This window comes from Actinomyces sp. 594, from assembly GCF_019325145.1.
Taxonomy (GTDB): domain Bacteria; phylum Actinomycetota; class Actinomycetes; order Actinomycetales; family Actinomycetaceae; genus Actinomyces.
Window position 1 is genome coordinate 1 of sequence record NZ_PIZC01000030.1, and the last position, 23,510, is coordinate 23,510.

Sequence of the window (23,510 nt, forward strand, 5' to 3'; positions counted from 1 at the left end):
ACAAAACAAAAACCAAACAAAGAAACCAACAAAAAACACCAACCAAACAAACAAACACGACACACTATCGAGATCCCAAACAACACACCCGCCGAGTTTCCGTATGGCCTGCTCGGCCATTACTTCTTCCCGGAAGCGCCGGAGGAACTTTAGCGAACCGCGCGATCCGGGTCAAACCGGAGATCCGTGATCCCCGTCTCGCTCAGCGGCTCTGTTCAGTTCCTCTTCTCCGCCTTCCCGGTTGATTCCCGTTCCCGGCGGCAGGGAGAGACTTTACGCAGCCACGGTGCCTCGGTCAAACGGAGCGGCGGTGACAACAGCCACAGCTGCCGTCACCGCCGCTCCGCATTCTCGCGTGCCCGGGAAGGCTCATCGAATCGTGCTGACCCAGGCATTCCACGGGACCGTTCCGAGGCTTTCCCGCGGCTCGTCCTGTAAGGGCCGCCGGTACATGTAGTCAGTCGCGCGAGCGAGCCACCGCCAGGTTGCGTCTGCCCTTACGCACCAGCACCACTCCCCCGGCAAGAAGCTGCTCCTGCACGACCGGCGCATCCTCATCGGTGACCTTGACGTTGTTCAGGTAGGCACCGCCCGCGGCCACCGTCTTGCGCGCCGCGTTACGTCCCTTCTCCAGTCCTGCGGCAACGAGGAGGTCCACGATCGTCGAGCTGCCCACCGCAAGGGGGGCAGCAGGCAGGTCCGCGGTGGCGGCGGCAAGCGTCGCCTCATCGAGCTCGTTCAGCTCGCCCCTTCCCCACAGTGCTGCAGTCGCCGCCTCAGCCTGTGCGGTCGCCTCCGGGCCATGGACCCAAGTGGTCACCTCATGTGCCAGGGCGCGCTGGGCCTGGCGCGCCTTCGGATTCGTGGCGACGGACTCCTCCAGGCGCTCAATCTCCTCACGCGGAAGGAATGTGAAGACCTTGAGGAAGCGAGCAACGTCCGTGTCCTCCACCTGTAGCCAGAACTGGTAGAAGGCGTAGGGGCTGAGCATCTGCGGGTTCAGCCAGATCGCCCCGCCCTCGCTCTTGCCGAACTTGGTCCCGTCGGCCTTGGTGATCAGCGGGTTGGTCATCACGTGCACCGAGGCGCCCTCAACCTTGTGGATCAGGTCCATGCCGCCCACCAGGTTGCCCCACTGGTCATTGCCGCCTACCTCCAGCGTGCAGCCGTAGCGGCGGAACAGCTCCAGGTAGTCGTTGGCCTGCAGGATCTGGTAACTGAACTCGGTGAAGGAAATGCCCTCCTCGCTGGCCAGGCGGCGAGCCACGATGTCCTTGGACAGCATGGTGCCCATACGGAAATGCTTACCGAGGTCGCGAAGGAAGTCGATGGCACTCAGCTCAGCGGTCCAGTCCAGGTTGTTGACGATGCGGGCCGGGTTGTCACCGTCAAAGTCAAGCAGCTGCTCGAGTTGCTCCCGCAACCCCTGCGACCAGTCGGCGACCACTTCCTTTGTGTTCAGCATGCGCTCGCCCTTGTCCCGCGGGTCCCCGATGAGCCCGGTGGCACCGCCCACCAGGGCCAGCGGATGATGCCCGGCCAGCTGCAGGTGGCGCATAACCTTGACCGCTACCAGGTGGCCGTGGTGCAAGGAGGGGGCGGTCGGATCGAATCCGCAATAGAAGGTGACCGGCCCGGCGCTCAGCGCTGCCCGCAGCGCATCAATGTCGGTGTGCTGGGCGATCAGGCCCCGCCACTGCAGCTCGTCCAGGATGTCGGTCACGGTCCTGTGCCTTCCCATGTTTGCTCCCGGCGCCTGTGGGCCGGGGCCGGGGCGGTTGCCCGGCGCGGGCTAGTCTGCCACGGCTGCGCGGTACGTCAGGCCAAGTGCCAGAAGAACGGATACGCCTCCGTGCCGACTGCGGCGCAAAGGCCCCGACCCGGTTCCCCGGCGAGTGCGCGGTCGGCACTACTCGGTACTACTCGGTGCCAACGCCGATCATGGGGCCGTAGACATCCCAGCCGCCTGCGGCCCGGGCGCGCTTGCCGGCCTCAATGATCAGTCCGTGGAGATCCACCAGCTCACTGTGGCTGAGTCCCTCGGCGTCGATGCGGGCCCCAAGGGTACGCCGGGTAGTCTCGTAATCGCGGCCGACGGCATAGCCTGCCTGTCGTAGCAGGCGCCGCCCGTAGGTGTCGAAGATAAAACGACGCCTGCCGTAGACCATCAGCGCCGCCACGTCAGCACTTTCCGGACCGATTCCGGGCAGTTCCAGTAATGCGGCGCGCAGGGCGTCATCATCCAGTGTCGGCGCGGCCCGGCCCTCCGGGGACAGCATCCAGGCCGCGAAGGCGCGCAGCGAGCGTGCCTTGGCACGCATGAACCCGGCTGGGCGGATAAACGCCGTCAGCTCCGCGTCGGTCAGCCGCAGCAGCTGCTCGGCTTCGAAGCCGGTGGCTGCTCGCAACCCGTCCAGGGCACGCTCGACATTCGTCCAGGCCGTGTTCTGTACCAGCACAATCCCGCACACGTATTCGAAGGGAGTCTGCGCGGGCCATACCGGGGCCTTGCCCAATTCGGCGCTCAGCAGCCTCAACAACTCCCTGACTGGCAGGGTGCGGCCAAGCTCGGTCTTGGCGGTCGGTGTCATGCCGATTGCCCCATTGGTCGGTCCCAGACCAGTGAGTAGCGCCAGTAGCAGCGACGGCGCATCCGAGCCCCCGGCAGGATCCGGTCAGCGGCTGCGCGAATCTCCCGGCGCGCCTCACGCGCCGGCGCCGTCGGCACTCCGATGTCGCGCCGCTCATGGTGAAGGAGGCTGGCGATCCGGATCGGGATTACGCTCAGCGCGCTCAGCGCCCAGTCGACCGCTGACGCGTCGGCGGCCAGCCCGATGACCAGGAGCCTGCCTCCGGGAGCGACCAGGCCACCCAGGCGCTCCATCCCCCTGTCCAACGGCAGGTGGTGCAGGACCGCAACGCAGGTGACGGTGTCGAATGACCCGAGCCGCTCGATCACACCCGCGTCCATCACGTCCGCCCGCATTACCTCGGCCCCGGGGAGTCCGGCCAGGCGTGAGCGGGCGCGCCCGGCGGCATTCGCATCGGCCTCAATCCCAACGGCCTGATCGCATACGGCCGCTAGCCGTTCCAGCAGCAGTCCGTCACCGCAGCCCACGTCCAGCACGCGCCCTCCGCGGCGGGCGGCATCGGCCACAAGCTCGTCATGGAAGGCGGCATTGTGGTTCCAGTAGCGCTCAGGACGCTGGCCAGAGGCCGCGGTCATCGCGCGTCCCCTCCCCGGCGGCGGGGCCGGGCGGGCTGGTAGGGGGAGACGGTAGGCTCACCCTCGAGCCAGAAGCGCCATGGGTAGACGGCACCGTCGCCGCCCGGTCCGGACACGCCGGTGCGCGGGCCGGTGCGGATGCGGCCGGGCTCGGGAGCCTCGCCTACGCCGGGCAGCTCCAGGGCAATGCGGGAGCCCGGCGGCCCGAGCCGGGAGCCGTCGTCGTCCCGGGTGAGGCCGAGTGCCTGGCATAGACGGGCCGGACCGCGCGCAAGGTCCCGGTCGCTGCGAGCAGTGGGGCGGCGTCGGCGCGCCAGCTCGATTCCGCCTGTCACCTCGCCGCCGCGCAGCAGCACGGCGCGCGAGACGCCGCTAGGGCCGCAGACGATATTCACGCAGTGGTGCATGCCATAGGTGAAGTAGACGTAGATGGCACCGGCGGCCGCAAACATCGAGGCGTTGCGCGCGGTGCGGCCGCGGTATGCGTGGGAGCCCGGATCGGCCTCACCCCTATACGCCTCCACCTCGGTCAGCCGCACAGACACCTCCCCCTGCGGCAGGCGCGTGGCAAGCACGGCGCCCAGCAGCTGCGGGGCCACCTCCACCGAGTCACCAGCGAGCAGGTCGGCCACGTTCGCGGGCAGAGCCCCCACAGCCGCCAAGTCCCCGCGGGCAGTCGCCTCCACCGGCTCCGACTGCCTCATGGCTCCGCCCTACGCCTCTGCGGCGTCACCGGCATCGGCCACCGGGCCGGTGGAGCCATCCAGCAGCGAGCCCTCCCAGGAGAAGACCCGCAGCTCGGCGGAGTGCTCAATGGCGCGGGCCAACTGCTCGACCACACGCACCGGGGCCGTACCGCCATGGCCAGCCCGGGCCGCCGCCGAGCCGGCCGTCGACAGGACCGTGCGCACCTGCGGCGTCAGCCGCGGATCGACGGCGGCGAAGTCCGCGTCGGTCAGCTCCCAAAGCTCGATTCCGCGCTGCTCACAGACCTGCACGCAGGCACCGGAGAGCTCGTGCGCCTCGCGGAAGGGAACCCCCTGCTTGACCAGCCACTCGGCGATATCGGTTGCCAGGGAGAAGCCCTGCGGGGCCAGCGCCGCCATGCGGTCATAGTTAAGGCGCATCGTGGCGACCATACCGGACACTGCGGGCAGCAGTACGGCGAGGGTGTCGACGGCGTCGAAGACGGGTTCCTTGTCCTCCTGCAGGTCACGGTCGTAGGCGAGGGGCAGGGCCTTGAGGGTGGCCAGCAGCCCAGCCAGGTCGCCAATGAGGCGGCCGGCCTTGCCACGGGCGAGCTCGGCAACATCGGGGTTCTTCTTCTGCGGCATGATGGAGGAACCCGTAGAGAAGGAGTCGTCCAGCGTGACGAAGTCGAACTCCTTGGTGTTCCAGATGATGACCTCCTCCGCCAGGCGGGAGACGTCCACCGCGGTCATGGCCAGGACGAAGGACATCTCGGCGACCGTGTCGCGCGCGGAGGTACCGTCAATGGAGTTCTCGCAGGCAGCGTCGAAGCCCAGCTCGGCGGCGACGGCGTCGGGATCGAGTCCGAGCGTGTTGCCGGCCAGCGCACCGGAGCCGTAGGGACTGACGGCCGCGCGCGCGTCCCAGTCCTCAAGCCGCTCGACGTCGCGCATCAGCGGCCAGGCGTGCGCCAGTAGCTGGTGGGCGACCAGCACCGGCTGGGCGTGCTGCATGTGAGTGCGGCCCGGCATGATGGCCTCGCCCGCCGCCGCGGCCTGGTCGATAAGTGCGTCTACGACGTCGAGCACGAGCCCGGCCAGGTGCCGCGCCTGGTCGCGCAGGTACATGCGGATCAGGGTGGCGATCTGGTCGTTGCGGGAGCGGCCCGCGCGCAGCCTTCCGCCCAGGTCCGCGCCGGCACGTTCCATCAGGCCGCGTTCCAGCGCTGTATGCACGTCCTCATCCGCGGGAGTAGGGACGAACGCTCCGGAGACGACGTCGTCCTCCAGCCGGTCCAAGGCGGCGAGCATACCCTCCAGCTGGGCGGTGCTGAGCAGTCCGGCGGTGCGCAGGGCGCGGGCGTGCGCACGCGAGCCGGCGATGTCATAGCGGGCCAGGCGCCAGTCGAAGTGGGTGGACACCGACAGGGCTGCCAGGGCGTCGGCGGGCCCGCCGGTAAAGCGGCCGCCCCACAAGCTGATACCGGTGGGAGCCGTGGAGGCTTGCGGGGCGGAGGGGTTGGGGCTGGGCTGACTCGTCATGGGGCCATCATGACGTATAGGGCTGAGCAGGTGTGAGCCGGCCCGAGGCGTGGACCGGCGCCCGGGTCTCGGAAGTAGCGCCACCACCGGTGGCAGCAGAAGGCGCGTCCTCCCGACTGCGCTCGTACAGGCGATGCAGACCCAGCCAGGTGCCCAGCGCGCAGACGACCACCCAGTTGCCCTCGCTGAGTAGACGGGACTCGGTGAAGGACTGCACCGTCAGTGCCGTCATGACCAGCGCCGGCAGCAGCACCGAGGCATCGGAGTCAATGTTGCGCAGAGCGAGCCGAAAGGAGCGGAACAGGAGCAGCAGCACCAGCACCACCACGAGTGCCGCCCCCACCACACCGGTCTGGAACAGTGCCTCGATGTAGGCGTTGTGGGCACTCATTGTGGGAGTGCCGTCCGGGCGCACCACTAGGGTGGCGAATACGGGCAGCCAGGGCACCCAGTACATGATCCACCCCCAGCCGAGGATCGTGTGCTCCTCCCACAGGTCCAGCACCCGCGTCCAGATCTCCCAGCGCCCCGACATATCCGCGCTCCGTCCCAGCGCCGCGGTGACCTGCGTGTGCAGGCCCACTGCCGCAGCGACCAACGCCACCCCCAGGGCCGCAGCACTCATCAGCAGGAACGGGCGCAGCCGGGGCGGGGCATGGCGCACCAGCCAGAGCAGCAGGCACACGCAAGCGCACACGATCAGGGCCACGGACACGGTCGCCGAGCCGGTGAGCACCAGCACCAGCAGGGATAAGGCGGTCCACACCACCAGGCCCACCGGGCGCACCCGCCGATCAGCCCAGCGCACCGCCACGCACAGCAGAGTGAGCAGAGCGATGAAGGCCAACGGGTTGCGGTTTCCCACAATGCCCTGAATCGGGCCGCCCCGGAGAAGGTCGCCGTTCACCCAGTAGTAGGAGATCGGGACCACATCCCAATCGCGCATGTACAGAGGTATGAGCGGGTGACGCAGTACCAGCGCCACCCATGCCTCCAGCATGAGGCTGAGCACTAGCGTGGCCTCCAGGGCGCGGCTGAGGGCATCAGTCATCTGCCGCAGGGACAGGCCGCAGGCGAGCAGGACTCCGGCGGCGCTGGTGGCCACCATCAGCAATGCCGCAAGGGCGGTATCACCGGGATACTGGGACCAGAACACACTCAGCACGCACACACCGACGTAGGCGGTGGTTACCGGTGGCAGCGCGCGCCACGGCACCCGGTGCCCCTCGTAGAGGAAGACGAGCAGGAGCACGATGCCGCTCACGGCGGCGATCACGCCGAATGCCCACCAACCCACGAGGTTGCGTACTCCCTGTCCGGAGAAGGTCAAGAAGAATGCCCAGGTGCCCAGCGCGGGCAGCAGTGGGCGGCGCGATCCGCGCACTGCGACCGTGGTGGGGGCGTGGAAGTCTGCTGGCACGCTCTCCTCCTCGTGTTCCCATCCCGCATACAAGCTCAGGAGATCGGACTCATGCGGTTTCCACAGGGCTGACGGCTAGCCGTGAGCTGCGGCGGCCGCCCGCTGCTGCCGTAGCGTAATCGGCGACGGCCGTTTACGACTCGTATTCGGAACCGCTTACCCGTATCGAGTCGCAACGCCGGCAGTGCCTAGAGACCAAGGGATCTCTTGGAACTGGGATGAGCGGCCGACGGCGCCGCGTTCGGGCACCGTCGGCCGCTCATCCCGGTGCAGCGCGCCATGGGCGCCGCACCGGTGCTCAGAAGGAGACGCCTCGACCCAGGCGCACATCGCGTGCGGCGGCGAGCTTTGACTGCATGCCGTAGATCTCGATGAAGCCGCGCGAGGAGGACTGGTCGAAGGTATCCCCGGTCTCGTAGGTGGCCAGGTTGAAGTCGTACAGACCCGTGTCGGTGCGGCGGCCGTTAACGGTGGCCCGTCCCCCGTGCAGGACCATGCGGATGTCTCCGGTCACGTAGTGCTGGGTGTCCTCGATGAAGGCGTCCATGGAGCGCTTGAGCGGGGAGTACCACTGGGCCTCGTAGACCAGGTCGCTCCAGGCCTGCTCCATCTGCCGCTTGTAGCGGCGCTGGAGGCGCTCCAGGGTGACTGACTCCAGGGCCTGATGCGCCTCAATCAGCGCCACTGCCCCGGGCGCCTCGTAGATCTCCCGGGACTTGATACCGACCAGTCGGTCCTCGACCATGTCGATACGTCCCACGCCCTGGGCGCCGGCGCGCCGGTTGAGCTCCTGAATCGCCTCCAGCGGGGTCACCGGCTTCCCGTCGATCGCGGTGGGAATGCCCTGCTCGAAGTGGATGACGACCTCATCGGGCAGCGGCGGATAAGTGGGATCATCGGTGTAGACGTAGACGTCCTTGGTGGGGGCGTTCCACAGGTCCTCCAGGAACCCGGTCTCAATGGCGCGGCCCCACACGTTCTGGTCGATGGAGAAGGGGTTGTGCTTGGTGGTCTCGATCGGCAGGTCGTGCTTCTCGGCGTACTCGATGGCGACGTCCCGGGTCAGGGCCAGGTCGCGAACCGGGGAGATGCAGTTCATGTCCGGGGCCATCGAGGTGATCGCGACCTCGAAGCGCACCTGGTCATTGCCCTTGCCGGTGCAGCCGTGGGCAACGGTGCTGGCGCCGAACTCGCGGGCGGCGCGCACCAGGTGCTTGGCGATAACCGGTCGGGATAGGGCCGATACCAGCGGGTACTTGCCCTCGTACAACGCATTGGCCTTCAAGGCGGGCATGCAGTACTCCTCGGCGAACTCATCGCGCGCATCCGCCACGTAGGCCTCCACGGCGCCGCAGTCGAGGGCCCGCTGGCGAATCACCTCCAAGTCCTCCCCGCCCTGACCGACGTCCACGGCCACGGTGACGACCTCGCGGCCGGTCTGCTCACCGATCCAGCCGATGGCTACGGAGGTGTCCAGGCCCCCGGAGTAGGCGAGGACAACACGGTCCTGGTGCTTGCTCATATGCGTTCTGTTTCTTTCTCTTGGGTGTCCAAATCAGACAGCTCTTGGGTGGGTCAATCGGGTGTGCGTGCCCGCGGCGTGTTCTCAGCCGTGGGGTCCCGGCCCGGCCAGGGACAGCAGGTGTGCCGCCACATCGGCCGCCACCGCCTCGGAACGGGTGATTACCAGGACCGTGTCGTCTCCAGCTATGCAGCCGAGCACACCCGGCAGCATCGCGTCGTCGAGGGCGCTGGCCAGCAGTTGGGCCGCCCCCGCCGGGGTGCGCAGGACCAGTTGATTACCGGCCCACTCGGCCGTGACCACCAGGTCCGCGCACCAACGTGCCAGCCGCGCGGTCGTGTGCTCGGTCAAGGACTCGGCGTTGCCCCCTACGGGAGAGACCTGCCCCGGTGCACCCGCCTCGGGCACGGCATAGACCTGGGTGCCGCCGGCCCCGCGCACTTTAGTGGCGCGCAGCTCAACCAGGTCGCGCGACAGCGTCGCCTGCGTTGTGCTCACCCCGCGGCGGGCCAGCGCCTCGCGCAACTCCGCCTGGGAGCGAATGCGCTCATGACTGAGTATCTGGGTGATCAGGGCATGGCGCGCCGCCTTGGTGGGAGGCGTGCCTGCGCCCTCGAGCGCGGGCACGCCGGGCACGGTGCTCATGCCGCGGACCGCCGGGCCAGGACGTCGGCCAGCGTCGTCGTGAAGGCGTCTGCATCGGCATCGGACAGGATGAATGGGGGCGCCAGCCGGAGCGTGTCCGGGCGGGGCGGGTTGACGATGAAGCCGCGCCGCTCCAGTTCGGCGGCGACCTCGGCGGCCGGTCCAACCGCGTCGTTCAGGCCCACGCCGCGCAGCAGTCCGGCTCCGCGCACCTCGGTTACTCCGGGTACGGACGCCAGCCGCGCCGCCCACCGGTCGCCGAGTTCGGTGACCCGCTTGAGCAGTCCCTCCTTGCTGACCGTGTCGATCACGGCCAGGGCGGCGGCCGCCGCGACGGGGTTCCCGCCGAAGGTGGTGCCGTGCTGCCCCGGGCCGAGCAGCTGCGCGGCCTCGCCGGTGGCGACGGTGGCCCCGATCGGCATGCCCCCGCCCAGTCCCTTGGCGAGGGTGACCACATCCGGGACGACGCCGGGGGCGAGCAGGTGGTGGGCCATCCAGGTGCCTGTGCGGCCCATACCGGTCTGCACCTCATCGAGGATAAGCAGCGCCCCCGCGGCGGTGGTGAGCTCGCGTGCCTTCTCCAGGTAACCGGCTGGCATTGGCCGCACCCCGGCCTCCCCCTGGATGGGCTCGACGAACAGGGCTGCCACGTCCGGCCCCAGCGCGCGGCGCAGGGCATCGACGTCTCCGGCGGGCAGGAACTCCACTCCGCCGGGCAGCGGCTCGAAGGGCTCCCGGTAGGCGGCCTTGTGGGTCAGTGCCAGTGCTCCCATGGTGCGGCCGTGGAATGCGCCCTCCAGGGCGAGTATGCGCGGGCGGGCGGAGCCGCCGTGGCGGCGGGCGATCTTGAAGGCCGCCTCGTTGGCCTCTGCGCCGGAGTTGGCTAAAAAGACTCGTGCGAACTGCGGGGCCTCCGGGAACACCAGATCGGCCAGGGCCTCGGCCAGGCTGACCTGAGCCGGGGAGGTGAACAGGTTGGAGACGTGCCCCAGGGTGCGCAGCTGTTCAGTAACCGCGGCAACCAGGGCGGGATGGGCATGCCCCAGGCAGTTGACGGCGATGCCGGCCAGCAGGTCGACGTACTCGTTGCCGTTCGCGTCCCACACGTGGGCGCCCGCCCCGCGGACGAGCACATGGGCAGGAGTACCGAAGGTGTTCATGACGGCGGCCGCGTAGCGGGCCCGCCAGGTCTCATTGGGTTCGGCGGCCGCGGGGGTGTTCGGGGTGCTCACAGCGTGGCACCTCCTTTCGTGCGGGATTGCGGGATGACGTCGGGGTGGACCACGGTGCCGACGCCGTCGTCGGTGACGATCTCCAGCAGCATTGAGTGGGGCTGGCGGCCGTCGACCACGTGGGCCTGGCCGACGCCGCCGCGCACGGCCCGCAGGCAGGCCTCCATCTTGGGCACCATCCCGCTGGACAGTTCCGGCAGGAGGGCCTCCAGGGCATCGGCGCCGATGCGGGAGACCAGCGAGTCCTTCTCCGGCCAGTTGGAGTACAGGCCCTCCACGTCGGTGAGCACGATGAGCTTCTGCGCCTTCAGCGCGACTGCCAGGGCGGCCGCGGCGGTGTCGGCATTGACGTTCAGCACGGTGGTGGCGTCGGCGACCAGCGGGGCGACCGAGGACACCACCGGGATACGTCCCTGGTCGAGCAACTCGATCACCGAGCGCGGATCCACCTCGACCACGTCGCCCACAAGGCCCACATCGACGCTCTCACCGTCCACTGTGGCCAGGCGCTGGCGCGCCCGCAGCAGGCCGCCGTCCTCGCCGGAGATGCCGACGGCGGCGGACCCGGCCTCGTTGAGCAGGCTCACCAGCTCCCGCTGCACTCCCCCGGTCAGCACCATGCGCACCACGTCCATGACCTCCGGGGTGGTCACGCGCAGGCCGCCCCTGAACTCGGACTCGATGCCTAGGCGGGCCAGCATGGCGCTGATCTGGGGGCCGCCTCCGTGGACCACGACGGGGCGCAGGCCCACCTGGTGTAGGAAGAGCACGTCCTGGGCGAAGGCGCGCTTGAGGGCGTCATCGACCATGGCGTTGCCGCCGTACTTGATGACGATGGTGGCGCCCTTGTAGGCGCGCAGCCAGGGCATGGCCTCCAGCAGTACGGAGGCCTTCTGGGTGGGTGTCAGCGAAGCGGGGAGCGTAGTGGTCATGTCGTGTAGTCCGCGTTGATGGTTACGTATCCGTGGGTGAGGTCGTTGGTCCAGACTGTCGCGGCGGCGTCACCAGCGCTCAGGGCGATGTCGATGCGCGTCTCACGCGGGGTCATGTCCACCGTGTCCCGGTCCTCCCCGAGGGCGCCGTGGCGGAAGACCGTCACCCCGTTAATGGTGACGTCGACCGCCTCGGGGTCAAAGGGGCAGACCGACTCGGGAACGGTACCGAGCTGGGAGATCACGCGGCCCCAGTTGGGGTCCTCGCCGGCGATGGCGCATTTGAGCAGGTTGGACGCCGAGACGGTGCGGGCCGCGGCCTCCGCGGCGGCCTCGGTGACCGCGCCGGTGACGGTGATGGCTATGTCATGCGTAGCGCCCTCGGCGTCTGCCACGAGCCGGCGTCCGAGGCGGCCGAGCAGCTCCTGGACGGCCGCACCGAATTCCTCCGTCGTCGGGGTCGTCCCGGAGGCGCCTGAGGCAAGCAGCAGCACGGTGTCATTGGTGGACATGCAGCCGTCGGAGTTGATGCGGTTCACGGTGCGGGCGGCGGCCCGGGACAGGGCGGACTGGGCGGCGTCGGCGTCGATCACGGCATCGGTGGTGATTACGCACAGCATGGTGGCCAGGCCCGGTGCGAGCATGCCGACGCCCTTGATCATGCCCCCGATGCTCCAACCATCAAGCCGGAGGGTGTCCTCCTTGGGGACGGTGTCGGTGGTCATGATCGCGGTGGCTGCGGCGTGGCCGGCCTCCGCACTGTCCTGCAGGGACGCGACGGCGGTGGCGGCGCCGTCCAGCAGGGTGGGCATGTCCAGGGGAACGCCGATCACGCCGGTGGAGCACACCAGTACCGAGCCTGCCTGCAGGCCCGGGTGCGCGTCACCAAGCAGCTCGGCGACGCGCGCGGCGGTGGCCGCGGTGTCGGCCTCGCCACCCGGACCGGTGCAGGCGTTGGCCGAGCCGGAGTTGAGGATGACGGCGCGGGCGCGGTCGGCGTCGCCGCGGCGGCCGGAGAGCACTTCGCGGCACCAGCGCACGGGGGCGGCAACCACACGGTTGGAGGTGAACACGCCGACGGCGACGTCCAGGGGGCCGTCGTTGACGACCAGGGCGAGGTCGCGACTGCCGGACTCCTTAAGCCCGGCGCTGATGCCGGCGGCGCGGAAGCCGGCGGCGGCGGTGACGCTCACGGGGCGACTCCTTCGGTGACGACACCCGTGACCTCAGGCAGGCCGAGGGCGAGGTTGAGGGACTGTACAGCTGCCGAAGCGGTGCCCTTGCCGAGGTTGTCGATGGCGCAAATGATCACGGCCACGCCGGCGGCGGCGTCGTAACCGACCTGCACGGTGGCCAGGCCGGAGCCGGCCACGGCGCCGGTGACCGGCCAGACGCCCTCGGGCAGCAGGTGGATGAGCGTCTCGCCCCGACCGGTAGGGCCGTAGGCGCGCTCCCAGGCCTCGCGCAGCACGGCGTCGGGACGGTCGCTGCGCGTCACGGCCGCGGTGACCGGCGCGGTGACGGTGGCTAGAATGCCGCGGCTCATGGGCACCAGCACGGGGGTGAAGGACAGGCGCACGGAGCCCGGGGCGGCGCCGGCGACCTGGAGGTTCTGGATGATCTCGGGGATGTGCCGGTGGGTGCCACCCACCGCGTAGGGCTGGGCTGAGCCGAGGGCCTCGGAGGCGGTCAGGTGGGGCTTGAGCGCCTTTCCGGCACCGGAGTAACCCACCGCCAGCACGGCGTTCAGCCGGCCCGGGTCAATGAGTCCGGCGGCGATGCCGGGTTGTGCGGCCAGGGTCACGGCGGTGACGTTGCAGCCGGGCACCGCGATCCGCCGGGTGGCGGCCAGCTGCTCGCGCTGAGTGCTGGCCACGGACTCGCCGGCGTGGAGGAGCTCAGGCATGCCGTAGGTCCAGGCGCCGGCATAGTCGGTTCCGTAGAACCGCTCCCAGGCGGCGGCGTCGGTGAGACGGTGGTCGGCCCCGCAGTCCACAAGAACCGGTGTGGTGCCCGGAGCCTCCTCCAAGGCCGCAGTAACCGCTCCCGAGACGCCGTGCGGCAGCGCCAGCACGACTACGTCATGCCCGGCCAGGTGCGCGGTGTCGGTCGGGGCTACTTCCCTGTCCGCCAGGGTGACCAGGTGGGGGTGGTGCTGCCCCAGGCGTGTGCCGACCGATGAGTTTGCCGTCACGGCGCCGATCTCGATATCGGGATGTGCGGCGAGGAGGCGCAGCACCTCTCCGCCTGCGTACCCGGTCGCTCCAGCGACCGCTGCTGTCCATGTCACGCGGAAACCATACATCCGAGTGGATACATATGCACAACTGGATGGCGGCGACGCGTAGTCGGCTTACTCACAGCGGCTGCGGCCCCCGGGAAGCCGGCTGCACTCAGCGCGTGGCCAGCGCCTCAATGATCGACTTGGACCAGGTACGCACCGTGTCAAGGTTGCGGAAGTCCCCCTCGGAGGCACCGCCCATGCGTGCGATCGAGCGCTCCCTCAGGGTCAGTGCCGAGGGGTCGAAGCGCCCCGCGAAGGTGACGTGGTCCTCCGGGTCGATGGACAGCAGTACGGGGCCGATGCGGTGCGGGTCGGACACCTTGCCCTTGGGCAGGCCGGATAGGCCCACCGAGAATGCCCACACGGGGTGGGACTCGAGCTCCTCGCGGAAGCGCTCGGTGAAGTCGACGGCCTGCGGTGTCCAGCGCGTCATGTAAACGGCGCTTCCCAGCACGAAGGCGTCGTATCCGGCGACATCGGTAACGTCCTCAGGGTGGGCCTGATCCACGTCATGGCCGGCGGCGCGCAGCTCCTGCGCGATCACCGCGCCGACCTCGTCGGTAGAGCCATGCCGGGATGAGGAGGTGAGCAGGATCTTCATGCCGCCAGTATCACCGCCTTGATTCGCTTTCCGCAGCGCGTCGCGCGCAGTAGCTGCCAACAGTGACCAGCCCCACACTCAGGCACGCAACTCGGCGCCCAGACGCTTGGCGGCACGTTTTACCACGCGCTTGCGCACAGCCGCGGTCTCCTCGGCAGTAAGGGTGCGGTCGGCGGCACGCAGGCGCAGGGAGAAGGCCAGCGACTTGCGCCCCTCCCCAAGCTGCGGGCCGCGGAAGACGTCGAACAGGCGCACCTCCTCGGCCAGGTCCCCAGCAGCCTCACGCACCACCTGCTCGACCGCGGCCGCGGTGACGGACTCGTCGACGACGAGGGCGACATCCTCCTTGGCGGCCGGGAAGGTGGACACGGGGCGCACCTGGAGGACGCCGGCGTCGGCGACGGCAGCCAGCAGCGGCTCCAGGTCGAGCTCGACGGCGCAGGCGCGCGGCGGCAGCCCAAAGCTGCGGGCCACGCGCGGGTGCAGTTCGCCGGCGTGGGCGATCAGGACTCCGGGCACCAGCTCACGACCCTGCCGGGTAGCGGGCAGGCGTACCTCGGCGGTGCGGCCGGGGTGCCAAGGGGCATAGGGGCCGCCCTGCGGGGCACTGACCTCGACGTCCACACCGAGCGCTGCCGCCACGGTGCGCACCAGCTGGATGGCGTCGGCCCAGTCCCAGGGACGTCCGGTGCCGAGCACACCTGCACGCTCCCGGTCTCCGGCCAGAACAATGCCCACATGCGTGGGCTGGTCCGGGATGCCGGCGTTCAGCGCCGCGATCTCGGCGTCGGAGGGCCGTCGGTCCACCCCGGGGATGGGGGCCGGCACGGTGCCTGCGGGGTGAGTCACGCTGCCAAGCTCAAACACGGCCACGTCCTCCAGTCCCCGTGAGGCATTGCGGCGGGCGGCCTCCAGCAGGGAGTCCAGCACACTGGTGCGCAGCAGCGGGGCGTCGTCTGCCAGCGGGTTGGCCAGGCGCACCGCGGCTCGGCGCGGATCGTCGGCGGGCAGCTCGAGGCGGTCATGCACATCACCGATGAACGGGTAGGACAGCACCTGGGTCAGCCCGGCGTCGGCCAGGGCGCGCACGACGTCACGCCGGGCGCGCTGTCGGGTGCTAAGGCCCGTGCCCGCGGGGGCCACCGGCACGATGGAGGCGATGTTGTCGTATCCGTCCAGGCGGGCGATCTCCTCGGCAAAGTGGGCGGCGCCCACCAGGTCCGGCCGCCAGGTGGGCGGGGTGACGGCGAGGAGCTCCCCGCCGTCAGCGTCCCCTCCGGCGGCCTCGACTGTGCAGCCGATGGTCCGCAGCAGCTCGGTGACCCGGGCGGTGCCGTAGGCGACCCCGGTCAGGCGCTGCGCGGCGTCGGCGCGGATGGTGATCGGCTCCGGCGCGATGGTGCGGTTGACGTCGGTGGCGACCGCTTCCGCTGTGCCGCCGCCGTACCGGACCAGCAGGTCAACGGCGCGCTGCGCGGCCACCGGAGCCAGCTCGGTGTCCACGCCGCGCTCGTTGCGCTTGGAGGACTCAGTGGGCAGCCTGTGGCGGCGGGCAGAGCGGGCGATCGACACCGCGTCAAAGTGGGCGGCCTCGATGAGTACGTCAGTGGTTTCGGCGTCGATCTCCGTCTCCGCGCCACCGAACACACCCGCCAGCACCAGGGGCCTGGAGCCCTCCCCGGCCGGGGAGTCGCAGATCAGCAGGTCCTCGCCGTCCAGGGTGCGGGTGACCTCGTCGAGGAAGGTGAGGGTCTCCCCCGCCCGGGCGCGGCGCACCACGATCGGGGCGGCCAGCTTGTTCAGGTCGAAGGCGTGCAGCGGCTGGCCCAGGTCCAGCATCACGTAGTTGGTGATGTCCACAGCCAGGCTGATCGGACGCATACCGGCTGCGATCAGGCGGTCCTGCATCCACTTAGGAGAGGCGGCGGAGGGGTCGATGCCGCGCACCACGCGGGCCACGTAGCGGTCCACGCCGGGGCGACCATGAATGGGTGCGGAGTCCGCAGCGAACCGGACAGGGAAGCCATCCGCCCCAGCCGGGGCGACCCCCTGTTGGAAGCGATCCGGGTTGGCGGCGTCGGCCGGATCGGTGAAGGCGGCTCCCGTGGCGTGGGAGTACTCGCGGGCCACTCCGCGCATGGAGAAGCAGTAGCCGCGGTCCGGGGTGATGTTGATCTCCAGGACCTCCTCCCCCAGGCCGAGCAGGCCGATGGCGTCACTGCCCGGGGCCGGAATGGCCTCGCCATCCCGGCCGTGCGCCGCGAGCCACCGCTCGAGCACGATGATGCCGGAGTGGTCGTTGCCAATGCCGAGCTCGCGCTCGGAGCAGATCATGCCGTCGGAGACGTGCCCGTAGGTCTTGCGGGCGGCAATGGCGAAGTCACCGGGCAGGACCGCGCCGGGCAGGGACACCACCACGTGGTCGCCGACCTCGAAGTTGTGGGCGCCGCACACGATGCCGCGGCTGGGCAGCTCAGAGGGCTCCTTGCCGGTGCCGGGGGCGTCGTTGTACGAGCCGACGTCTACCCGGCAGTAGTTGATGGTCTTGCCGTTCTTCTGCTCCTTGGCCTCCCGCGTCAGCACGCGGCCGACGACGAGGGGGCCGGTGACGGCGGGAGGAACGATGCGTTCCTCCTCCAGGCCCACCTTGACCAGGTCGGCGGCCAGCTCAGCCGCGCTGGTGCCGACGGGGACGTCTACGTGCTCACGGAGCCACTCGATCGGGACGTAAGGCATGTCAGTTTCCCCTTCCGGTGGTGCCGAACTGCTGGGAGAAGCGGATGTCTCCCTCAACGATGTCGTGCATGTCGGCGATGCCATGACGCAGCATGAGGGTGCGCTCCAGGCCCATGCCGAAGGCGAAGCCGGTGTAGGCCTCCGGGTCGATGCCGCAGGCGGTCAGCACATTGGGGTTGACCATGCCGCAGCCCCCCCACTCGATCCAGCCGGGCCCGCCCTTCTTCTGCGGGAACCACAGGTCCATCTCCGCGCTGGGCTCGGTGAATGGGAAGAAGGAGGGGCGCAGCCGGGTGCGGGCCTCAGGTCCGAACATGGCGCGGGCGAAGTGGTCCAGCGTGCCCTTCAAGTGGGCCATGGTCAGGCCCTTGTCCACGGCCAGGCCCTCAACCTGGTGGAAGACCGGGGTGTGGGTGGCGTCCAGCTCGTCGGAGCGGAAGACCTTGCCGGGGCAGGCCACGTAGATCGGCGGGGCCTGGTTCAGCATGACGTGCGCCTGCACGGGCGAGGTGTGGGTGCGCAGCACCAGGTTCGCCGTGGCCCCGGGGGCGCCGCCTACGGAGGCGCCGTCGATGTAGAAGGTGTCCTGCATCTGGCGGGCGGGGTGGTCGGCATCGAAGTTCAGGGCGTCGAAGTCGAACCACTCGTGCTCGACCTCCGGGCCCTCGGCGATGGACCAGCCCATGGCGGTGAAGAAGTCGGAGACCTCGTCCACCAGGACGTCCAGGGGGTGGCGGGCGCCGACAGGGGCGCGGTCGGTGGGCACGGTGACGTCGACGGCCTCGGTGGCCAGCATGCTTGCCTCGGCCTCGGCCTCGAGCACCTGCTGGCGTTCGGCCAGGGCGGCGGATATGCGGCCGCGTGCGCCGCCGAGCAGCTTGCCGGCGGCGGCCTTGGCAGCACGGTCGGGCAGCCGGCCGATCTCGCGGTTGGCCAGGGCCAGGGCGGAGGCGTCGCCGGTGTAGGTGAGGCGCACCTCCTTCAGCGCGGCCAGGTCGCCGGCAGTGGCGATAGCGTCCAGCGCCTGCGCGACCAGGCTGTTGACGCCTGCCTCGTCCGTTGGCGAGAGGGCGCCGGGGGCGTCAGTCATATTGCTTGCCTTCCACCAGATGAGTCGGGGTCTCTCGGGGGTCAGATTAGTCCGCGCCGCGCGAGTGCCCGAAATCGTCTCAGATGCGCCGCGGGCCGACCGCCCCGCCCGTGGCAGTACGTAACCGTCTTGCGTGGACACATGCGCGAACGGGTCTTGACGGTGACGTTACGTCACCTGTTGGGATGGGTGCATGCGTGTCAAGGAGATGTCGGATCTGGCCGGTACCACCCCGCGGGCGGTGCGTCACTATCACCGTTTAGGACTGCTACCGGTACCGCCGACGGTGCGCGGGCGGCGGGAGTACGGCGTCGCACACCTGGCCCGGCTCATGCGGATCCGCTGGCTCGCGGACGGCGGGCTCTCCCTGACGCAGGTCGCCGAGGTACTGGCCCAGGATCCGGGAGGAGCCGACCGCGACTCGGTGCTGCACAGCCTGCGGGCCACCCGCGGCACGGTCATTGCGCGTCGCCGCGAGCTGCAGGCGCAGGAGGCCCGCATTGACGAGCTGATCGCCCGGGTCGAGGGCGGGGAGGGGCTGGAGCCCATCCCCCAGCTGCTGGTGCGCTTCTACGACGCCGTGCAGGCACGCCTGGAGGAGGAGGGGCTGAATTCCCGCGGTCTGCGGGCCGAGCGGCAGGTGGTGACAGCACTGGCCGCCCTGGGCCTGGTCCCCGACAGCATCGGCACCTTCCTGGCCGAGCTGGATGGCGCCGAGTGGGAGGCGGGCGTGCGCATCTACGCCGATATCGCCCGCCTGGAGCAGCTGCGCGGGGATGCCGCCAGCGCCTCGGCCATCCAGTTGGCCGAGGAGACCTGGGAGTACACCCTCCGGCACCGCCGTACGGCGCTGGCAGCGTTCGCAGGCTTCCCGGCCGGGGCGCCGGGGCGCACGACCTGGCGGCTGACCCAGATGATCACAGACGCCTACACCGGGCCGGCGCAGCACCTGTACCTCAACCGATTCCTGGAACTGCTCATGACGGACCCGGACTTCGCCGTCGTCATTCGGCGCCTGGCCGGTGACGAGCCCGCGCTGTAAGCGGCTCCTGCTCCAAACCGTCCCTGATCCGGATCCCAGTGGACGCACTCTCCTGAAAGGACACGATGATGACAGCACGCAAAGACAGGGGCCGCACCGTCGGCGCCACGATTCCGCCCGGCACAGACGCCCCGATCCGGGTGCGGGGCCTGGTCAAGCGCTTCGGGCGCTTCACCGCTCTGGACGGGCTGGACCTGGAGGTCGCCGCCGGTCAGGTGCACGGATTCCTCGGCCCGAACGGGGCGGGGAAGTCCACCACCATCCGCACCCTGCTGGGCCTGTACCACCCCGACGGCGGCGAGGTGCGCGTGCTGGGGCGCAACCCGCGGCGTGAGGCGCCACGGATCAACCAGGAGGTGTCATACGTGGCCGGGGACGTGGCGCTGTGGCCGAATCTGACCGGCGGACAGGCGCTCGACGCCCTGGCGGGTCTGCGCGGCAGGCGGAATCGTGGCCGGGAGGAGGAGTTGATCGAGCGCTTCGGCCTGGACCCGAGCAAGAAGGTGCGCACCTACTCCAAGGGCAACCGGCAGAAGGTGGCGCTGGTGGCGGCACTGGCCGCCCCCACCAGCCTGCTGATTCTCGACGAGCCGACCAGTGGCCTGGACCCGCTGATGGAGCAGGTCTTCATGGATGAGGTGACCCGGGCCGCGGCCCGGGGGCGCACCGTGCTGTTGTCCAGCCACATCTTCGCCGAGGTGCAGCGCCTGTGCAGCGCCGTGACGATCATCAAGGACGGGCGCGTGGTGGAGCAGGGCGACTTGACCCGACTGCAGCAGCTGGCCCGTACCCAGATCGAGGTCGGCGGCAACGCGGATCTGCTGCGCGGCATAGCCGCGTCGCTGCCGCAGCTGGAGAACGATCTGTCCGTGGAGGACGGTCGCCTGAGCGTGCAGGTGGGTTCCGCCCGGGTCCCCCAGGTACTGGCGGCCGTCGCCGCGCAGGGAGCCACCGACGTGATCTGCCGGCCGGCGAGCCTGGAGGACCTGTTCCTGCGTCACTACGAGGAGGTGCGCGGATGAGCGCCCGCGACGAACTGCGCGGTCTGCGCCGCGCGCTGCGGCTGACCGCCCGGAGGCTGCGCTTTCAGGCGCTCGCCTGGATCCTGCCCCTGTGGCTGGGCATGGCGTCCTTCGCGCCGGCCTATCAGGACGCCTACTTCTCCGAAGCCGGTGGCGCCGGCGGTGCGGGCGGCAATGCGGTGGTCGAGGCGCTGCGGGCCTCCCCGGGCACGCGCCTGCTGTACGGCGAGCTACCCGACCCGGGCACCATCGGACAGTTGGTGCAGTGGGAGGGCGCCACCTACCTGCTGGTGTGCACCGCGCTCATGGCGGTGCTGTTGACCTGCCGCCTGTTGCGCGCGGATGAGGACGAGGGCCTGACCGAGCTGTTGCGGGACACTGGCACCGGTAGGTGGGTGCCCTTCCTCGCCCCGGTACTGGTGATCTGGGTGGTGATCGGCATCCTGGCCGTCTTGGTGGGCGCCACGCTCGCGGCCGAGGCCACGCAGATCGAGTCGCTTCCCGCGACGGGAGGATGGGCGTTGGCCGGAGTGACCGCGATCGTCGGCTGGGGTTTCGCGGGGCTGGCCGCCGTGGTCTGCCAGTTGGCGCGCAGCGCCGCCGGCGCCCGGCCCCTGGCACTGGCATGTGTTGGGGTTGCCTTCATGGTGCGGGTGGCGGCCGACCAATGGGAGGTCACCTGGATGCGGTGGTTCACGCCGCTGGGGTGGCGTGACCTGGTCGCCCCTTACACCGATGATGACCCCCTGCCGTTGGCCGTGTGCGCCGCGATATGTGTCGCCCTGGTGGTGGCGGCCGGAGCCCTGTACACGCACCGGGAGTATGCCGACGGCTACCTGCCCGACCGAGCCACCAGCACGCGCCGCTGGCGAGTCCACGGCTACGCCGACCTACTCACGCGCCTGTCCACACGCACAACCCTGGCATGGGCCGCGGCAATTGCCTGCTTCTCCGCACTGTTCGGCTCGATGACCGAGGGCATCCTGGAGATGATGCGGGATGATCGCATCGCCGAATACGTGGACATGCTGGTACAGGCCGGCGCCGACATGATGGAACAGTTCATGTCGTTGATGACCGTGCTGTTGGTGCTGCTGATCGCGGTGGCGGCGACTGGGCAGGCGGGCCGCCTCGCCGCCGACGAGGACGCCGGACTGGTGGAGGCTGAGGCCGCCGTCGGGGTGCCGCGCCGGCGTCTGTTCCTGATGCAGGCGGTCTCGGCGGCGGCGGTGGGAACGATCCTGCTGGTGCTGTGCGGGGCGGTGCTGGCCGCAGTCACGGCCACGCAGGTGACCGAGGATCATGCGGTGGAGCGGGCCTTCGTGTTCACCGTCAGCCAGCTGCCCGGAGTGCTGGCGGCGATCGGCATCGCCCTGGCGATGGTCGGTGTGGCACCGCGGCGCTTCGGGATCGTTTGGGTGGTCATCGCCTGGAGCGCCTTCGCCCGTTTCTTCGGCGGACTGGTGGAGTTGCCGGCCTGGGCGCAGAACTTGAGCGTGTTGGGGCACTACCTCGACGTCATCGGCGACCCTGACTGGGGACCGCTGGCGGTGCAGACGGTCATCGGAGCGGTCGGCGCCGCCGCCGGCCTGGTGGCCTACCGACGCCGCGATGTGTCAGGTCCCTAATCGGCGTCTTGACCGGTAGATCACCTGCGTTTTGACCGATATGCACCCGCACAAAGTCGCCGATCGGCTCCGCCAGGTCGACCCCATTTACTGAAGCACAGCGAGTCCGGTCAAGTGACATGCGGCCGCGACGAGGGCGCCGCCGGCCATACCGAGTTGCCTACGCGCTATACCGCTTGCCACATCGCCTAGCTGAGCGAGCGCGGCAATAGCCAAGACGAGCTGAGTCAGCGGATACACGGGCGTCAGCCAGACGACCATCGCAACCACGACGCCAAGCGGCACCGCCCTGGCCGCATACATCGCTGGATAGAAGCGGTCAGCGTCGTCGCCTGTGCCGCTCGGCGCCAGCAGCCCCGGGCGGAGCAACGCCGCCGCAGCAGCAATTACCGATGCGGCTGCCATGACGGAGTTGAGAAGCGCCAACCACCACGGCATGTCAACCACCTGCCCATATCGTTCAGCACTGAATGATTCAATAGAGTACCATCGTCCCCATGAAGACGACAGGGGTCGGCAACGCAGAGGACGTCGGTGAAGCGATCCTGTCCGCCGCATGTTTTCGACTGGGCATGCTCGGCGCGCGGGTCACCCGGGACTTCTCCGAGCGGATTGCACCGTCGGGCCTGACCCACAAGCAAGTGGGCCTGCTGGCCGTCGTCGACGCCGGGCTGGCATCCTCGCAGCGCGACATCGCAACCCGGCTGCACGTCGCGCCGAGCCTGGTAGTGACGTTGGTGGACCAGTTAGTGGACCTCGGAGCCGTGAGCAAGACCCGCAGCCGCAACGATCGCCGGACTCACAAGATCGAAGTCACCCCCGAGGGGCGGCATCTGCTCGCTAGCGCCGTTGTGGCGGCCGAAGCGCTGGACGCCGACATCCGCAGCATCCTCTCTCCCGCAGGGCGGGCCGCCCTGAGCACGCTGTTGACGGAGCTCGACATGCGCCAGAACCGGAATCAGTAGCGCGCTCACAGGATTCGGTCGCCGTCACGGGAGGCAACCCGCATTGGATTGTCGCGTAGACGATCTGTGCTACGCTTGCTACGGAGTGACGGTCATGACTACGATTCCACACCGCGAACTACGGAACGACAGCGCCGCAATCCTCCGCCGAGTGGAGGCCGGCGAGAGTTTCGCGATCACCAACAACGGACGTCCCGTAGCCGAGCTTGTGCCCATCACCCAGGACCGCCTCGCTCTACTGCGTCGGCAAGGAGCTACGCGTCCAGCGGTGCCCACAGACTTCAACGCCTTAAACCGCGCGCGAGGACTCAGCTCAAAAGATGTACTGGACGACCTGCGCGGCGAGCAATGACCATTTGCTACCTGGATACCTCCGCAGCACTCAAGCTTCTCATCGAGGAAGCCGAGTCGGATCCTTTAGCCACCTGGCTGACCGAGCAGACCGCGAACGGCTTGTCTCTGTGCTCCTCCTTCTTGCTGCACACAGAGCTGTACTGCGCCGCTCGACGACGCCGACAGCTCGATATGCAGTCAACCGCATCATTACTGTCGGGGATCGAACTCATTGACATCTCGCGGGAGCATCTGCTCAACGCGGCGCGAGACACGGCGGGGCTGCGTGCGGCAGACGCGATCCACCTCGCAGTTGCCCTGAACGTACGCTCCGACCTGCTCCTCACTTACGACCGGGAAATGCAACAAGCTGCGCTGCAACGAGGGCTGACGGTGACCGCCCCCAGATGATTGATTCCCAGGGCACCGTCGGAGTTCGCCCGGAAGTGCGCACCCACTTGGAGAGCCTTATACGCGTTCTCAGACGGTCCAAGTAGAAGTACGCGGTCCAACTGCACAAAGGCGGTCAGCGCATGCGACGACCGGCTTGAGTCACAAGTACGCAGGTCGGCTCGCAGCAACTCATGGCTGCTGCGAGCCG

At 69.3% G+C, this 23,510-nt stretch carries 22 protein-coding genes; 6 read left to right on the forward strand and 16 right to left on the reverse strand.

The features are described from left to right. Window positions 1-457: 457 nt before the first annotated feature. The 15 genes from tyrS to pheS all read right to left on the reverse strand — a co-directional run bounded on the left by tyrS (window position 458) and on the right by pheS (window position 17,919). Complete coding sequence (tyrS, locus tag GZ998_RS03990) at window positions 458-1,723, reverse strand: tyrosine--tRNA ligase (protein WP_162678367.1); 1,266 nt, start codon at window positions 1,721-1,723, stop codon at window positions 458-460. 196 nt (window positions 1,724-1,919) lie between these two features. Beyond that, window positions 1,920-2,591, reverse strand: coding sequence for an endonuclease III domain-containing protein (locus GZ998_RS03995; RefSeq protein WP_162678368.1), 672 nt, complete (start codon window positions 2,589-2,591; stop codon window positions 1,920-1,922). Continuing rightward, window positions 2,588-3,226: a bifunctional 2-polyprenyl-6-hydroxyphenol methylase/3-demethylubiquinol 3-O-methyltransferase UbiG gene (locus GZ998_RS04000; RefSeq protein ID WP_219109099.1), complete on the reverse strand. Its 639-nt coding sequence runs from the start codon at window positions 3,224-3,226 to the stop codon at window positions 2,588-2,590. Before GZ998_RS04000 ends, GZ998_RS03995 begins: the two co-directional genes overlap by 4 nt. Continuing rightward, window positions 3,223-3,930, reverse strand: a complete 708-nt coding sequence (locus tag GZ998_RS04005; RefSeq protein WP_162678369.1) for a DNA-3-methyladenine glycosylase — start codon at window positions 3,928-3,930, stop codon at window positions 3,223-3,225. The genes GZ998_RS04000 and GZ998_RS04005 overlap by 4 nt, the downstream gene beginning before the upstream one ends. A 9-nt stretch (window positions 3,931-3,939) precedes the next feature. Next, complete coding sequence (argH, locus tag GZ998_RS04010; RefSeq protein ID WP_162678370.1) at window positions 3,940-5,457, reverse strand: argininosuccinate lyase; 1,518 nt, start codon at window positions 5,455-5,457, stop codon at window positions 3,940-3,942. A 7-nt stretch (window positions 5,458-5,464) separates the two neighbouring features. Beyond that, entirely contained in the window at window positions 5,465-6,877 is a 1,413-nt protein-coding gene (locus GZ998_RS04015) for an O-antigen ligase (protein ID WP_162678371.1), read from the reverse strand. A 298-nt stretch (window positions 6,878-7,175) separates the two neighbouring features. Then, window positions 7,176-8,399, reverse strand: a complete 1,224-nt coding sequence (locus GZ998_RS04020) for an argininosuccinate synthase (protein ID WP_161924318.1) — start codon at window positions 8,397-8,399, stop codon at window positions 7,176-7,178. An 84-nt stretch (window positions 8,400-8,483) separates the two neighbouring features. Further along, window positions 8,484-9,044: an arginine repressor gene (locus GZ998_RS04025; protein WP_219109100.1), complete on the reverse strand. Its 561-nt coding sequence runs from the start codon at window positions 9,042-9,044 to the stop codon at window positions 8,484-8,486. Then, window positions 9,041-10,276: an acetylornithine transaminase gene (locus GZ998_RS04030; protein WP_162678373.1), complete on the reverse strand. Its 1,236-nt coding sequence runs from the start codon at window positions 10,274-10,276 to the stop codon at window positions 9,041-9,043. The genes GZ998_RS04025 and GZ998_RS04030 overlap by 4 nt, the downstream gene beginning before the upstream one ends. Next, window positions 10,273-11,208, reverse strand: coding sequence for an acetylglutamate kinase (argB, locus tag GZ998_RS04035; protein WP_219109101.1), 936 nt, complete (start codon window positions 11,206-11,208; stop codon window positions 10,273-10,275). Before argB ends, GZ998_RS04030 begins: the two co-directional genes overlap by 4 nt. Next, window positions 11,205-12,401, reverse strand: coding sequence for a bifunctional glutamate N-acetyltransferase/amino-acid acetyltransferase ArgJ (argJ, locus tag GZ998_RS04040; RefSeq protein ID WP_219109102.1), 1,197 nt, complete (start codon window positions 12,399-12,401; stop codon window positions 11,205-11,207). The genes argB and argJ overlap by 4 nt, the downstream gene beginning before the upstream one ends. Beyond that, entirely contained in the window at window positions 12,398-13,498 is a 1,101-nt protein-coding gene (gene argC, locus GZ998_RS04045) for an N-acetyl-gamma-glutamyl-phosphate reductase (RefSeq protein ID WP_219109103.1), read from the reverse strand. The genes argJ and argC overlap by 4 nt, the downstream gene beginning before the upstream one ends. Before the next feature lie 103 nt (window positions 13,499-13,601). Next, window positions 13,602-14,093: a flavodoxin domain-containing protein gene (locus tag GZ998_RS04050; protein WP_162678376.1), complete on the reverse strand. Its 492-nt coding sequence runs from the start codon at window positions 14,091-14,093 to the stop codon at window positions 13,602-13,604. Between the two features lie 78 nt (window positions 14,094-14,171). Further along, window positions 14,172-16,829: a phenylalanine--tRNA ligase subunit beta gene (gene pheT, locus GZ998_RS04055; RefSeq protein WP_219109104.1), complete on the reverse strand. Its 2,658-nt coding sequence runs from the start codon at window positions 16,827-16,829 to the stop codon at window positions 14,172-14,174. A gap of 1 nt (window position 16,830) precedes the next feature. After that, the gene (pheS, locus tag GZ998_RS04060) at window positions 16,831-17,919 is read right to left on the reverse strand and encodes a phenylalanine--tRNA ligase subunit alpha (RefSeq protein ID WP_219109105.1); all 1,089 of its coding nucleotides are present in this window, start codon (window positions 17,917-17,919) and stop codon (window positions 16,831-16,833) included. A 193-nt stretch (window positions 17,920-18,112) separates the two neighbouring features. Here pheS and GZ998_RS04065 point away from each other — a divergent pair, with 193 nt between their 5' ends. From GZ998_RS04065 to GZ998_RS04075, 3 genes are all read left to right on the forward strand, one after another. Then, window positions 18,113-18,961: a MerR family transcriptional regulator gene (locus GZ998_RS04065; RefSeq protein WP_219109106.1), complete on the forward strand. Its 849-nt coding sequence runs from the start codon at window positions 18,113-18,115 to the stop codon at window positions 18,959-18,961. A gap of 68 nt (window positions 18,962-19,029) precedes the next feature. Then, window positions 19,030-19,983 (forward strand): ABC transporter ATP-binding protein, encoded by a 954-nt coding sequence (locus GZ998_RS04070; RefSeq protein WP_219109107.1) that lies wholly within the window; start codon window positions 19,030-19,032, stop codon window positions 19,981-19,983. Beyond that, window positions 19,980-21,611: an ABC transporter permease gene (locus tag GZ998_RS04075; protein ID WP_219109108.1), complete on the forward strand. Its 1,632-nt coding sequence runs from the start codon at window positions 19,980-19,982 to the stop codon at window positions 21,609-21,611. The genes GZ998_RS04070 and GZ998_RS04075 overlap by 4 nt, the downstream gene beginning before the upstream one ends. Window positions 21,612-21,698: 87 nt before the next feature. Here the strand turns inward: GZ998_RS04075 and GZ998_RS04080 are convergent, their stop codons facing one another. After that, entirely contained in the window at window positions 21,699-22,049 is a 351-nt protein-coding gene (locus GZ998_RS04080; protein WP_219109109.1) for a hypothetical protein, read from the reverse strand. A gap of 59 nt (window positions 22,050-22,108) precedes the next feature. Here GZ998_RS04080 and GZ998_RS04085 point away from each other — a divergent pair, with 59 nt between their 5' ends. From GZ998_RS04085 to GZ998_RS04095, 3 genes are all read left to right on the forward strand, one after another. Continuing rightward, window positions 22,109-22,576, forward strand: coding sequence for a MarR family winged helix-turn-helix transcriptional regulator (locus GZ998_RS04085; protein WP_219109110.1), 468 nt, complete (start codon window positions 22,109-22,111; stop codon window positions 22,574-22,576). A 94-nt stretch (window positions 22,577-22,670) separates the two neighbouring features. Next, the gene (locus GZ998_RS13305) at window positions 22,671-22,928 is read left to right on the forward strand and encodes a type II toxin-antitoxin system Phd/YefM family antitoxin (protein WP_202616171.1); all 258 of its coding nucleotides are present in this window, start codon (window positions 22,671-22,673) and stop codon (window positions 22,926-22,928) included. Beyond that, window positions 22,925-23,320: a type II toxin-antitoxin system VapC family toxin gene (locus GZ998_RS04095; protein ID WP_161924329.1), complete on the forward strand. Its 396-nt coding sequence runs from the start codon at window positions 22,925-22,927 to the stop codon at window positions 23,318-23,320. The genes GZ998_RS13305 and GZ998_RS04095 overlap by 4 nt, the downstream gene beginning before the upstream one ends. The last annotated feature ends 190 nt before the right edge of the window (window positions 23,321-23,510 follow it).

Excerpts from the sequence above, each read along its gene's own strand:
- GZ998_RS03995 (WP_162678368.1), bottom strand. The coding sequence starts at position 2,591 with ATGACACCGACCGCCAAGACCGAGCTTGGCCGCACCCTGCCAGTCAGG.
- GZ998_RS04000 (WP_219109099.1), bottom strand. The coding sequence starts at position 3,226 with ATGACCGCGGCCTCTGGCCAGCGTCCTGAGCGCTACTGGAACCACAAT.
- GZ998_RS04005 (WP_162678369.1), bottom strand. The coding sequence starts at position 3,930 with ATGAGGCAGTCGGAGCCGGTGGAGGCGACTGCCCGCGGGGACTTGGCG.
- argH (WP_162678370.1), bottom strand. The coding sequence starts at position 5,457 with ATGACGAGTCAGCCCAGCCCCAACCCCTCCGCCCCGCAAGCCTCCACG.
- GZ998_RS04020 (WP_161924318.1), bottom strand. The coding sequence starts at position 8,399 with ATGAGCAAGCACCAGGACCGTGTTGTCCTCGCCTACTCCGGGGGCCTG.
- GZ998_RS04025 (WP_219109100.1), bottom strand. The coding sequence starts at position 9,044 with ATGAGCACCGTGCCCGGCGTGCCCGCGCTCGAGGGCGCAGGCACGCCT.
- argB (WP_219109101.1), bottom strand. The coding sequence starts at position 11,208 with ATGACCACTACGCTCCCCGCTTCGCTGACACCCACCCAGAAGGCCTCC.
- GZ998_RS04050 (WP_162678376.1), bottom strand. The coding sequence starts at position 14,093 with ATGAAGATCCTGCTCACCTCCTCATCCCGGCATGGCTCTACCGACGAG.
- pheT (WP_219109104.1), bottom strand. The coding sequence starts at position 16,829 with ATGCCTTACGTCCCGATCGAGTGGCTCCGTGAGCACGTAGACGTCCCC.
- pheS (WP_219109105.1), bottom strand. The coding sequence starts at position 17,919 with ATGACTGACGCCCCCGGCGCCCTCTCGCCAACGGACGAGGCAGGCGTC.
- GZ998_RS04065 (WP_219109106.1), top strand. The coding sequence starts at position 18,113 with ATGCGTGTCAAGGAGATGTCGGATCTGGCCGGTACCACCCCGCGGGCG.
- GZ998_RS04070 (WP_219109107.1), top strand. The coding sequence starts at position 19,030 with ATGACAGCACGCAAAGACAGGGGCCGCACCGTCGGCGCCACGATTCCG.
- GZ998_RS04075 (WP_219109108.1), top strand. The coding sequence starts at position 19,980 with ATGAGCGCCCGCGACGAACTGCGCGGTCTGCGCCGCGCGCTGCGGCTG.
- GZ998_RS04080 (WP_219109109.1), bottom strand. The coding sequence starts at position 22,049 with ATGCCGTGGTGGTTGGCGCTTCTCAACTCCGTCATGGCAGCCGCATCG.
- GZ998_RS04085 (WP_219109110.1), top strand. The coding sequence starts at position 22,109 with ATGAAGACGACAGGGGTCGGCAACGCAGAGGACGTCGGTGAAGCGATC.
- GZ998_RS13305 (WP_202616171.1), top strand. The coding sequence starts at position 22,671 with ATGACTACGATTCCACACCGCGAACTACGGAACGACAGCGCCGCAATC.
- GZ998_RS04095 (WP_161924329.1), top strand. The coding sequence starts at position 22,925 with ATGACCATTTGCTACCTGGATACCTCCGCAGCACTCAAGCTTCTCATC.